This is a genomic window from Roseomonas rosulenta (assembly GCF_016106005.1).
Taxonomy (GTDB): domain Bacteria; phylum Pseudomonadota; class Alphaproteobacteria; order Acetobacterales; family Acetobacteraceae; genus Neoroseomonas; species Neoroseomonas rosulenta.
Genome location: NZ_JACADR010000132.1, coordinates 1 through 11,930 on the forward strand (window position 1 = coordinate 1; position 11,930 = coordinate 11,930).

The 11,930-nt window shown below is 71.1% G+C and carries 12 protein-coding genes; 5 read left to right on the plus strand and 7 right to left on the minus strand.

What is annotated here, in order from left to right:
• Together HW578_RS15660 and HW578_RS15665 are read left to right on the plus strand one after the other, a co-directional pair.
• Positions 1-257 (plus strand): DUF2125 domain-containing protein (locus HW578_RS15660; protein WP_198371486.1); only part of this gene is annotated, 257 nt, incomplete at its 5' end.
• Between the two features lie 406 nt (positions 258-663).
• The gene (locus HW578_RS15665; protein ID WP_232479003.1) at positions 664-888 is read left to right on the plus strand and encodes a hypothetical protein; all 225 of its coding nucleotides are present in this window, start codon (positions 664-666) and stop codon (positions 886-888) included.
• A 74-nt stretch (positions 889-962) separates the two neighbouring features.
• On the opposite strand, the gene metW is transcribed toward HW578_RS15665, so the two are convergent.
• The 3 genes from metW to HW578_RS15680 form a co-directional block, all read right to left on the minus strand.
• Positions 963-1,565 carry a methionine biosynthesis protein MetW gene (metW, locus tag HW578_RS15670; RefSeq protein ID WP_198371496.1) on the minus strand — a complete coding sequence of 201 codons (603 nt, stop codon included), beginning with the start codon at positions 1,563-1,565 and terminating at the stop codon, positions 963-965.
• A 114-nt stretch (positions 1,566-1,679) separates the two neighbouring features.
• The gene (locus HW578_RS15675) at positions 1,680-2,486 is read right to left on the minus strand and encodes an EcsC family protein (RefSeq protein WP_198371488.1); all 807 of its coding nucleotides are present in this window, start codon (positions 2,484-2,486) and stop codon (positions 1,680-1,682) included.
• Complete coding sequence (locus HW578_RS15680; protein WP_198371489.1) at positions 2,483-3,433, minus strand: LysR substrate-binding domain-containing protein; 951 nt, start codon at positions 3,431-3,433, stop codon at positions 2,483-2,485. The genes HW578_RS15675 and HW578_RS15680 overlap by 4 nt, the downstream gene beginning before the upstream one ends.
• 260 nt (positions 3,434-3,693) lie before the next feature.
• Between HW578_RS15680 and katG the strand changes: the two genes are divergently transcribed.
• The 3 genes from katG (at position 3,694) to HW578_RS15695 (ending at position 8,271) form a co-directional block, all read left to right on the plus strand.
• Positions 3,694-5,901 carry a catalase/peroxidase HPI gene (katG, locus tag HW578_RS15685; RefSeq protein ID WP_198371497.1) on the plus strand — a complete coding sequence of 736 codons (2,208 nt, stop codon included), beginning with the start codon at positions 3,694-3,696 and terminating at the stop codon, positions 5,899-5,901.
• Between the two features lie 152 nt (positions 5,902-6,053).
• The gene (gene accD, locus HW578_RS15690) at positions 6,054-6,980 is read left to right on the plus strand and encodes an acetyl-CoA carboxylase, carboxyltransferase subunit beta (protein ID WP_198371490.1); all 927 of its coding nucleotides are present in this window, start codon (positions 6,054-6,056) and stop codon (positions 6,978-6,980) included.
• Between the two features lie 13 nt (positions 6,981-6,993).
• Positions 6,994-8,271, plus strand: a complete 1,278-nt coding sequence (locus tag HW578_RS15695) for a bifunctional folylpolyglutamate synthase/dihydrofolate synthase (protein ID WP_198371491.1) — start codon at positions 6,994-6,996, stop codon at positions 8,269-8,271.
• 51 nt (positions 8,272-8,322) lie between these two features.
• Here HW578_RS15695 and HW578_RS15700 read toward each other — a convergent pair whose 3' ends face one another.
• From HW578_RS15700 to HW578_RS15715, 4 genes are all read right to left on the minus strand, one after another.
• The gene (locus tag HW578_RS15700; protein ID WP_198371492.1) at positions 8,323-9,147 is read right to left on the minus strand and encodes a hypothetical protein; all 825 of its coding nucleotides are present in this window, start codon (positions 9,145-9,147) and stop codon (positions 8,323-8,325) included.
• 94 nt (positions 9,148-9,241) lie between these two features.
• Positions 9,242-10,129 carry a prephenate/arogenate dehydrogenase family protein gene (locus HW578_RS15705; RefSeq protein ID WP_198371493.1) on the minus strand — a complete coding sequence of 296 codons (888 nt, stop codon included), beginning with the start codon at positions 10,127-10,129 and terminating at the stop codon, positions 9,242-9,244.
• Positions 10,122-11,231, minus strand: a complete 1,110-nt coding sequence (gene hisC / locus HW578_RS15710) for a histidinol-phosphate transaminase (RefSeq protein ID WP_198371494.1) — start codon at positions 11,229-11,231, stop codon at positions 10,122-10,124. Before hisC ends, HW578_RS15705 begins: the two co-directional genes overlap by 8 nt.
• On the minus strand, positions 11,228-11,930 hold a 703-nt coding region (locus HW578_RS15715), incomplete at its 5' end, for a chorismate mutase (protein WP_198371495.1). The genes HW578_RS15715 and hisC, both read right to left, overlap by 4 nt.

Sequence of the window (11,930 nt, forward strand, 5' to 3'; positions counted from 1 at the left end):
AGCCGCAGGGCCGCGGCACGCTGCGCCTGGCCGGCGCGCCCGCGGCGCTGGAGTCGATGGCGCGGGCCGGGTTGATCGACGGTTCCGCCGTGGGCGCCGCGCAGGCCGTCGTGGCGCTGCTGGCGCGCACCCCGGCCGAAGGCGGACCGCCGCGCGTCGAGCTGCCCGTGTCCCTGGCGAATGGCACGGTGTCGCTGGCGCGCCTGCCGCTGCTGCGTGTGGCGCCGATCGCCTGGCCGACGTCGCGCGCGTGGTGATCGGACCGCGTGGGACATGCGCCCTGCGGTGACGCGCCTCATATCATGGACGTGTCCGCAAAGTGAAAAAACAGTCGGATTCATGCATGAGCATGTTTCCTCCTGTCCATGCGCGCACAGCCGCACGGGCCTGGTCGCGCGCGAAGATCCGTTCCGGACGGGGATCGCCGCTTTCGGATCCCGCCGCCCTGCCCCGCACCCAGGTGCGGGCGACACCGAAACGAATTAACGCGAAGCAAGCGATGCACGCCGCTTTTCGCTCCGAGCGCGAGAGGGGCGTGAAAACGGCGTCAATCATCGCTCCGCGTCCGTGACAGCCCTGTCGGTTGCCGCCAGCGCAGCGTTAAAGATGGGACGTCGCTGTCCTGACTGTGACAGGGCGGGCCGCCACCACCGAAAGACGCGGATGGATGATGTGACGTTCGAATCCCAGGCCGATGCGGAAGGCACCGACCGTAGTGCCATCATCATGATGCTGACCTATGTCGAGGCGGAATGCCGTCGGCTGGGCGACGCGGAAGCCGCGCACCATGCCGCGCTCGCAGCCGCGCTGATCACCGGGCAGCAGGCTGCACCGACCGTGGAACCCGGGCCGCGCCGCTGCCTGCCGGTGGCGGCGCCGCTGAACTGACCTTGCCGGGTGCGGCGGCAGCGGACCTCGACCGCGAAGGCGTGGCAAAAGGCCCAGTGCGCCTGGGACAGCACTCAGGCCACGCGGCGCAACTGGAACAGCGCCTGCTCACCGAACAGGTTGGCCAGCCGCACCGAGCGGCGCCAGGGCGCCTTCAGGCCACGCTCATCGACCGCAAGCCATTTCTCGACGCGATAGCCCTCCATCTCGCACAGCGACATGAAGTCGAGGATGGTGCAGGGATGGATGTTGGGCGTCTCGTACCAGGGGCGGTTCCAGGTGTTGGTGTCCGGCATGCGACCGCGCGTCAGCAGCCGCCAGCGCATCTGCCAATGGCCGAAATTGGGGAAGGACACGATGGCATGCGCACCGATGCGCAGCATCTGGCGCAGCACCTCGCGCGGCTTCTCGACGGCCTGGAGCGTGCGCGACAGCACCACGTAGTCGAAGCCGCCATCGGGATAGAAGGCCAGGTCGTGGTCGGCATCGCCATGGATCACCGCGAGCCCGGAGGAGACCGCCTTGGTCACCTCCGCCATGTCGATCTCGATGCCGCGCGCATCGGCCTGCTTCTCGCGCGTGAGGTGCTCGATCAGCGCGCCGTCGCCGCAGCCGATGTCGAGCAGCTTCGCCCCGTGCGGGATCATCTCCGCGATGAGGCGGAGGTCGAGGCGCATGTTCTTCGCGACGTAGCGGATGTCGGGCAGGGCGTCGGGCATGTGCGGCACTTCGGCGTGGCCAGGAGCGCGGCGTAGTCGCCTGCCGGCGCGAAGGCAAGCGCGGCGGCCGGGTCAGTTCGCGAGGAAAGGCGCGTCGCGCGTATCCGCCAGGCCGTCCCAGGCCGCGCGCACCGCCGCTGCGCCATGGCTGCGTTCCAGCCGGCGCAGGGTGAAATGCCCGCGCGCCACGCCGCGGAAGTGTTCCAGGAAGGCGATGTTGACCGCGGCGCCGGCCGCCGCCCCCAGGATGGGCGCGGCCTGCGCCGAGATCTTGAGACCCATCGGCCCGACGAAGCGCGAGGCCACCGCCGCCATGAAGCCCGGCACGATGGTGCGCCCCACCGCGCCCTTCAGCGCCTCGGCCAGCGCGATGCGCACGGCGAAATAGCCGCTCTCGGCCGCGTCGTCGGCCGGCGTGGTGCCGCCCAGCGCGAACACCTTCAGGCATTCCGCGGCTGCTTCGGGCGCCGAGAGATCCTCGCCCTCCTCGCCGGCCACGGCGGCCACCTGGCGCAGCAGGATGGTGGTCGAGACCGGCAGCTCCACCAGCGTGCCGGCCAGGCCGAAGGCGCCGCCGATGGCCCCCGACGCTGCCGCCATGCCGCGATGGAACCAGGCCGAGGGCACCGGCAGCGGCGAGACCGCCGGGCCGGAGCGCATCGCCGTGGCGATCGCGAGCTGCAGCGCCGCGCGCACCGCCCCGTCCAGACCGCCCTGGACCGCCACCGGCAGGCGCGCGCGCAGAGCCTCGACCGGCATGCCGGCCAGCGCGGCGAGGCGCGCGGCCAGCGAGGGGTTCTCCAGCGCCTCGAAGGCGGCGGCCAGTTCGCGCTGCGCCTCGGGCGGCAGGTCCGTGGCGGGGGTCAGGGTCAGGCTCATCGCTGACGGACCACATGGCCCCGCGCGGCGCCGCGGTCCAGCCCCGCCGCCTCCCGTTCCGCCGCGGCCGCATAGGGGGCAAGACGCTCGGCGATGACCTGTGCCACCGCCTCGATCGCGGCGCGGCGCGGGAAGGCGCTGCGCCAGGCGATGCGGATGGTGCGCGAGGCGCGGGCGGCCAGCGGGCGCAGCGCGATCCCGGCATCCTGCGCCGCGCCCGCGGCAAGGCCCGGGACCAGCGTGGTCCCGTAGCCGGCGGCCACCATGTTGATCAGCGTCGCGAGGCTCGAGGCGCGCAGCGCGCCGCCGAGCGGCCCGGCCAGGCCGCAGGCCGCCAGCGCCTGGTCGCGCAGGCAATGGCCATCGGCCAGCACCAACACGTCGGCGGCGAGGTCGGATTCCGCGATGCGGTCGCGCGCAGCCAGCGGGTGGTCGGGCGGCAGGGCGGCGATGAAAGGCTCGGTGAACAGCGCACGGCTGGACAGGTCGGCGGTGTCGGGCTCGGTGGCCAGCAGTGCGGCATCGAGCTCATGCGCGCGCAGCTTCTCGATCAGCGTGGCGGTCACGTCTTCCCAGGGTTCGACGGCGAGGTCGGGCAGCGCGGCGCGCAGCGGCGCGAAGACCAGCGGCAGCAAATAGGGGCCGAGCGTCGGGATGACGCCGATGCGCAGCGTGCCGTGCAGCGGGTCGGCCATGGCGCGCGCGAGGGCGGCCATCGACTCGATCTCGGCCAGTGCGATGCGGGCATGGGGCAGCAAGGCCTCGCAGACGGGGGTGGGCACCACCTGCTTGCTGCTGCGCTCGAACAGCGCGGCGCCGAGCGAGTCCTCGAGCTTCTTCAGCTGCACCGAGAGTGTCGGCTGCGACACGCGGCAGGCCTCGGCGGCGCGGCCGAAATGACGGTGCTCGGCGAGGGCGAGCATGTAGCGCAGGTCGCGGAGGTTCATCGGGGCATCCATGCTGCGGCGCGGGACGATGCCTGCGCTGGCGCAAGATGCGCACGCGCTGACCCCGCCCGGCCGCCACCATTGGCGCTGACTATCACAATCTTCAAAACTTGGGGCTTCCGTAATCGACGCCGGCATGGGAAACGAGCCGCCATCGTGCCGGCGCAGCTTTCCTGGCCGGCACGCCTTCCGCGGAATTCGGCCGCCCTGCCCATCCCGGCGGGGCCGGCCCACGCAGCCAGGAACGGAGAGACAAAATGATGGACGGAACCTCGGGTGCGGCTGGCAAGTGCCCGGTGATGCACGGCACGCCGGTCGCGGCGCGCTTCAGCACCCGCACCAACAAGGACTGGTGGCCGAATGCGCTGAACCTGCGCATCCTCGCGCAGCATTCCGCCAAGTCGAACCCGATGGGCGAGGGCTTCAACTACGCCGAGGAATTCAAGAAGCTCGACCTCGCGACGCTGAAGAACGACATCATGGCGCTGATGAAGGTCAGCCAGGATTGGTGGCCGGCCGACTACGGGCATTACGGGCCCTTCTTCATCCGCATGGCGTGGCACGCGGCCGGCACCTACCGCACGGCGGATGGGCGCGGCGGCGCGGGCAACGGCGCGCATCGCTTCGCGCCCGAGAATTCCTGGCCGGACAACGCCAACCTCGACAAGGCGCGGCGCCTGCTGTGGCCGATCAAGCAGAAGTACGGCAACCGCATCTCCTGGGCCGACCTGTTCGTGCTGACCGGCAACTGCGCGATCGAATCCATGGGGCTCAAGCCCTTCGGCTTCGGCGGCGGGCGCGTGGACATCTGGGAGCCCGAGGACGACATCTACTGGGGCGCGGAGGACACCTGGCTGGGCGACACGCGCTACAGCGGTGACCGCGAGCTCGCGAACCCGCTCGCCGCGGTGCAGATGGGCCTGATCTACGTGAACCCGGAAGGCCCGAACGGCACGCCGGACCCGGTCGCCTCCGGCCGCGACATCCGTGAGACCTTCGCGCGCATGGCCATGAACGACGAGGAGACGGTCGCGCTGGTCGCCGGCGGCCACACCTTCGGCAAGGCCCATGGCGCCGGCGACGCGACGCTGGTCGGCCGCGAGCCCGAGGGCGCGCCGATGGAGCAGATGGGCCTCGGCTGGCTCAGCACCTACAAGTCGGGCAAGGGCATCGATGCCATCACCTCGGGCATCGAGGGCGCCTGGAAGCCGAACCCCACCACGTGGGACATGGGCTACTTCGACATGCTGCTCGGCTACGAGTGGGAGCTGCACAAGTCCCCGGCCGGCGCCCACCAGTGGCATCCGAAGGACCGCTCCGCCTGGACGCTGGTCGAGGACGCGCATGATCCGTCGAAGCGCCACCCGCCGATGATGACCACGGCGGACATGGCGATGAAGATGGACCCCGCATACCGCGCCATCAGCGAGCGGTTCCACAAGAACCCCGACCAGTTCGCCGACGCCTTCGCCCGCGCCTGGTTCAAGCTGACGCATCGCGACATGGGGCCGAAGGTCCGCTACCTGGGTCCGGACGTGCCGGCCGAGGATCTGATCTGGCAGGACCCCGTCCCGCCGGTGACGCATGCGCTGATCGACGAGGGTGATGTCGCCGCGCTGAAGGCGCAGATCCTCGCGACCGGCCTGTCGGTGTCGCAGCTGGTGCAGACGGCCTGGGCCTCGGCCTCGACCTTCCGCAACTCCGACAAGCGCGGCGGTGCGAATGGCGCGCGCATCCGCCTCGCCCCCCAGAAGGACTGGGAGGTGAACCAGCCGGCGCAGCTCGCGACGGTGCTGGGCAAGCTCGACGGCGTGCAGAAGGCCTTCAATGCCTCGGCCACCGCGGGCAAGCAGGTGTCGCTCGCTGACATCATCGTGCTGGGCGGCTGCGCGGCGATCGAGGCGGCGGCGAAGGCGGCGGGCCACTACGTGACCGTGCCCTTCGCCCCGGGCCGCACGGACGCGACCGATGCGCAGACCGACGCGGCGAGCTTCGCCGTGCTCGAGCCCGAGGCGGATGGCTTCCGCAACTACCGCAAGGCCCGCTTCACGGTCCCGGCCGAGGAGCAGCTGGTCGACAAGGCGCAGCTGCTGGGCCTGACGGCGCCGGAGATGACCGCGCTGGTGGGCGGCATGCGCGTGCTGGGGGGCAACACCAACGGCTCCCCGCACGGCGTGCTGACCACCCGCCCGGGCCAGCTCACGAACGACTTCTTCGTGAACCTGCTCGACATGGGCACCGCCTGGTCGCCGACCGACGAAACGGCCGAGGAATTCCAGGGCCGCGACCGGGCCACCGGCACGGTGAAGTGGACCGGCACGCGGGTGGACCTGGTGTTCGGGTCGAACTCCCAGCTGCGCGCGCTGGCCGAGGTCTATGCCCAGGCCGACAATGCCGGAAAGTTCGTGAACGACTTCGTGGCGGCCTGGGTGAAGGTGATGAACGCGGACCGCTTCGACCTGGCGTGATCGCCGGGTCCGATCCGGGCTTATGGGCGGCCGCTCCCCTCGGGGGGCGGCCGTTCTGCTGTGCGGGTGGTAGCCCTGCCCCGCCGCACGCCCTATATGGCGGCGCGACGCCGGCCCCCTGACCCCGGCCCAGCGTCGGAAGGGCGTGCACGATGAACTGGATCAGCGACTGGGCCCTGCCGAAGATCTCGGGCCTGTTCAAGCGGGACGTGCCGGAGAACCTCTGGCACAAGTGCCCAGCCTGCGAGCAGATGATCTTCCGCCGCGACCTCGATGCCGCGCTGAACGTCTGCCCGCATTGCGGCCACCACATGCGGATCTCCGCCACGCGCCGGCTGGAATGCACGCTGGACGAGGGCTTCTCTCGCATCGAACTGCCCAAGGCGCCGGCCGACCCGCTGCGCTTCCGCGACCAGCGCCGCTACACCGACCGCCTGAAGGAAGCGCAGGCCAAGTCCGCGATGGACGACGCGGTGGCGGTGGCGCACGGCACCATCGAGGGCCAGCGCGCCGTCGTCGCCGCCTTCGAATTCGCCTTCATGGGCGGGTCGATGGGGGCGGGGGTGGGCGAGGCGATCGTCACCGCGGCGAAGCTCGCGGTGCTGCAGGATGCGCCGCTGATCGTTTTCACCGCCTCGGGCGGGGCGCGCATGCAGGAAGGCGCGGTCAGCCTGATGCAGATGCCGCGCACCGTGATCGCGACGCGGCTCGTGAAGGAAGCCGGCCTGCCCTTCATCGTGGTGATGTGCGACCCGACGACGGGTGGCGTGACCGCATCCTTCGCCATGCTGGGAGACATCCACATCGCCGAGCCCAATGCGCTGATCGGCTTCGCCGGCGCCCGCGTGATCGAGCAGACGGTGCGCGAGAAGTTGCCCGAGGGCTTCCAGCGCGCCGAATACCTGCTGGAGCACGGCATCCTCGACATGGTGGTGAAGCGCGGGGAGATGCGTGCGACGCTGGCGCGCGTCATCGGCCTGCTGCGCGTGCCGCTGGTGCTGCGCCAGCCCGAGGTGAGCGTCGAGGAGGTGACGGTGCTGTCCGCCCCCGAGGAGCCTTCGCCCCCCGCCCAGGCGTAAGGTCCAGGAGAGCATGTCCCGCGCCGAGGCGATCGTCGAGCGCCTGCACGCGCTGCATCCGAAGCTGATCGACCTCAGCCTCGGGCGGATGCATCGCGCGCTGGCGGCACTGGGCCACCCGGAACGGCGCCTGCCGCCGGTGGTGCATGTGGCCGGAACCAACGGGAAGGGTTCGACGTGCGCGTTCCTGCGCGCCATCACCGAAGCTGCAGGGATGCGGGCGCATGTCTTCACCTCCCCGCATCTGGTGCATTTCCATGAACGTGTGCGGCTGGCCGGGACGCTGGTGTCGGATGCCGACCTGACGGCCGCGCTGGAGGAGGCCGAGGCGGCGAACGCCGGCGAGCCCATCACGGTCTTCGAGATCACCACCGCCGCGGCGCTGCTGCTGTTCTCCCGCGTGCCGGCGGATGTGATGGTGCTCGAGGTCGGGCTCGGCGGGCGGCTCGATGCGACCAACGTGGTGGACCGGCCGGTAGCGACGGCGATCACCTCGCTGTCGATGGACCACATGGATTTCCTCGGCGACACGCTGGGGGCAATCGCCGGGGAGAAGGCGGGCATCATCAAGCCCGGCGTGCCCTGCGCGACGGGGCTGCACCTGCCCGAGGCGCGCGAGGTGATCGAGCGCGTGGCGGCAGAGAACGCCGCGCCGCTGCTGATGCGCGGGCGCGACTGGCGCTGCGATGCGGTGCAGGGCGGGCTGCTCTACGCCGATGCGCACGGGTCGATCGACCTGCCGCCGCCGGGGTTGCCGGGGCCGCACCAGGCGGAGAATGCGGGGATCGCGATCGCCGCGCTGCGGGCGTGGAACCCGTCCTGGCTGACCGATGCGGCGGTGTCGCGCGGCGTGGCGTCTGCCGAATGGCCGGCTCGGCTGCAGCGGCTGAACGGTGCGCTGGCGGGGATGCTGCCGGCGGGGTTCGAGCTGTGGCTGGATGGCGGGCACAATGCCGGGGCCGGCGTGGCCTTGGCGGCGCATTGCGCCACTTGGCGCGACCGGCCGCTGCACTTGGTGGTCGGCATGAAGAAGGGCAAGGCAAGTGCCGAGTTCCTCCGCCCGCTGATCCCCTTCGCCACCACGCTGACCGCGGTGGCGGAGCCGGGGCAGCATCTGGCGATGAGCGTGGAGGACATCGTCGCGGCCAGCGGCGGCGTGGCCCGGCCGGGGCCGGATGTGGCGGGGGCGCTTACGCGGATCGGCCGCGAGGGGCCTCCGGGGCGGGTGCTGGTCTGCGGCAGCCTCTATCTCGCCGGCGAGGTGCTGAAGGCGGAGTATAACGGGCGGTAGGCGTCTGGGCCGGGGGTCATCGCGCTGCCAGGGGCGCCGCGGAGCTGACGGTCACGTCGCCTCGCCAGGCTGGCGCGCCAACACCGAAAGCTTGCCGAATGACGTCCCCGGCTTGTTCGCATAGTTGTTCGGCAGATGCGGCACCCAGGCCTCGGGCAGGTAACGCCCTGTCGTTGGATTGATCGCGACGACGTAGCGCGAGCGGTAGCCGGGCGGCGGAGCCTCCCAGCACAGCCCGGCGGCAGCGCGTTCGCGTACGTCCCAGCCGGTGACCTGTTTGCTCGCCTCGAGATCGAAGGAGCGGGTCGCGACGTATTCCTCCGCGAGGATGCGGTCGAGGACGAACATCGCGCAGTAGGGCGCAGGCGGGGGGATGAACACCATGGCCTCCGTTGCTGGTACCGGCTTGCCCTTGCCGGGCCGCAAGGTCTGGCCATGGTCGGTCAGGCGCATCTCCTTCGCCTCGGCCGCGTACTCCACCCGCACGAAGGACGGGATGAGCCCGTGCTCCGCGAGAAGCGGCCGCCACCGCACGAAGTACGCGAAGTTCGCGAAGCCGAAGCGGATGTCATCCTCGAGGTAAATGAAATGCGTGAAGCCGGCCTCCGGCGTCAGGAAGAGATTGGTGATCAGCCGCTTGTGCTGCCAGGTCAGGTTGAAGGGATGGCCGATGTCGGCGCAGCGCTGCAGCACCAGCGACTTGCCGGCACACAAGCCGGGCTCGAGGATCGCCCGCACGCGCCCCAGCTCGGCCTCTTCGACCGCATTGACCATGACGGCGATGCGCATCGCGCGGACCGGGAAGTCGTTGAGGGCACGCACGACGTCGAGCAGGTAGGGAATGCGCTGCGCGACGTGATGGAAGGTGATCGCCACCAGCAGGGTCGCGTTCTCGGGCCTCGTCGGCGGTATCGTCATCCGTGCCATTCCACGTAGCTGCCCCACGGCAGGGCCTGCCCGGCCCTGGCCCTCACGCCTGCTTCCGCTCAATCAGCTCCCTGCGGATCTTCCGCCCGCGCCTGATCCGATCCTCGATGAACTCCGCCTGCCCATAGCGCACAGCACGCCCCAGCGCGTGCGCGTCCTCGCTGAAGCGCGCCAGCATCTCGAGCAGCGCCTCGCGGTTGTTGAGGAACACGTCGCGCCACATGTCCACGTCGCTCGCCGCGATGCGCGTGAAGTCGCGGAAGCCCGAGGCGGCGAACTTCAGCACCGCCTCCTTCGTCTCCTCCGCCAGGTCGTCCGCCGTGCCGCAGATGGTGAAGGCGATCAGGTGCGGCAAATGCGACACCGCCGCCACCACGCGGTCATGCGTGGCGGGGTCCAGCGTCTCGATCATGGAGCCGCAGCGGCGCCAGAACTCCCGCACCTTCTCGACCGCCGCGGCGTCGCTGCCGGGCAGCGGCGTCACGATGCAGTAGCGGCCTTCGAACAGCTCCGCGAAGCCGGCGTCCGGCCCGGAATGCTCGGTACCGGCCATCGGGTGCGCCGGCACCAGGTGCACGCCGGCGGGCAGCAGCGGTGAGAGGTCCCGCACCACGCTGCCCTTCGTCGAACCGACATCCGACAGGACGCAACCCGGCGACAGATGCGGCGCGATCCGCGCCATTACCCCGGCATAGGCGCCGACCGGCACGCACAGGATCACCGCGTCGCAGCCCTGCACGGCCTTCGCGACGTCATCCTCCACCACATCGACGATGCCGAGCTCGCGCACGCGCGCCAGCGTCTCCGGCCGTCGCGCGGTCGCCACCACCGTGCGCGCCAGGTCGCCGCGCTTGCGCGCCACGCGCGCGATGGACGACCCGATCAGCCCGATGCCGACCAGGCACAGGCGCTCGAAGACCGGCTCAACCATGCATGAAGGCGGTCAGCGCCTCGGTCACCATGGTGCATTCCTCGGCGGTGCCGATGGTGATGCGCAGGCACTGGGGCAGGCCGTAGGAGCCCATCGCGCGCACGATCAGCCCGCGCGCCTTCAGCGCGTCGTCGGCCGCCTTCGCCTTCGCCGCCGTGGCGAAATCGGCGAGGACGAAATTGCCCTCGCTCGGCCAGACCTTGATGCCGGCGGCTTCAAGCGCCGCAGTCACCTTGGCGCGCCAGGCGATGTTGTGCTCGACCGCGCATTCTACCCAGCCCTTCTCGCCCACCGCGGCGATGCCCGCCGCCATGGCCGCGGCATTCACGTTGAACGGCCCGCGCACGCGCGACAGCACATCGATCACCGGTGCGGGCGCGTAGCACCAGCCGAGCCGCATCCCGCCAAGGCCGAAGACCTTGGAGAAGGTGCGCGTCATCACGGTCGTGCCGAAGGCGCGCCCATCGACGATCGTGCCGCTCGCATCCACCAGCTTCGCACCCGCATCGTAGTCCGGCCGCGTGACGTATTCGGCATAGGCGCTGTCCAGCACCAGCAGGATGTCCTCGCGCAGCCCCGCGCGCAGGCGCTCCACCTCGCTCTGCGGCAGGATGGAGCCGGTCGGGTTGTTGGGGTTCGCCAGGAACACCAGGCGCGTGCGCGGCCCGACCGCGGCCAGCATGCCGTCGATATCCGCGGTCAGGTCGCGCTCCGGCACCTTGATGATGCGGCAGCCCGCCCAGCGGCCGGTGATGTCGTACATCAGGAAGCCGTGCGCGCTCATCACAAGCTCGGTCCCCTCCCCGCCATAGGCGAGGATGAGCAGCGAGATGAGTTCGTCCGACCCATTGCCGACCACGATGCGCGCGGGGTCGAGGCCGAAGCGCGCGCCGATCGCCTCGCGCAGCGCCTTCGCCCCGCCATCGGGATAGCGGTGCGCATCGGTCGCCATCGCCTGGATCGCGGCGATGGCCGAGGGCGGCGGGCCGAAGGCGCCCTCGTTGGACGACAGCTTCACGATCCGGTTCACGCCGGGGATCTTGGATTCACCGCCGACATAGGGCTCGACGCTCAGGATCGACGGGCGAGGCATCACGGTCATGCGGCGTCTCCGGCAACCGGCGCGGCATAGGCGCCGAGGATGGTGCGCCGCGCCCAGGGCAGCGACGCAAGGCGCGCATCGTCGGCGCGCAGGAAGCCTTCGATCTCGGCCAGCGCCAGCGTCGCCTGGCCGACGCGGGCGACGATCAGCGAAGGCGCGACCAGCCCCGCCTCGGCCAACGCGGCTGTGATGCGCGCGCGCGGCGCGCCGGCCTCGGCCTCCAGCAGCAGCAGCGTGCGGTCGTCGCCCGAGGGGTCGGGATCGACCGGGGCGACCACCAGCGCGCCGGGCCCGCCCGGCGGTTCGGCCATGAAGGGCAGCCGCGCCACCACCTGCAGCTTCGGCACGTCGAGCCGCGCCCACCAGGCGCTGCCGGCGCCGGCTTCCTGTTCGGCCGGTGCGGGCAGCACGGCGACCGAGGCCTCGCCATCCGTCACCGCGGCCAGTGCGCGGGCCGGGGTGGGGTGCACGCGGATGGCGGCGATCGGCCCGAAATGCTCGCGTGCGAGGCGCGCATGGCCCGATTGCGGCGAGGGCGCATGCACCGCGACCGAGAAATTCCCCTGGATCGCCGTGCTCGCCATGAAGATCTCGCGCCAGATGCGCACCAGGCGCTCACGCGCCAGCGGGCCGCTGTGCCGCGCCAGCAGGCGGCGCAGCACCGCGGCCTCGCGCCCCGGGCGCAGCGGCGTGGTGCGG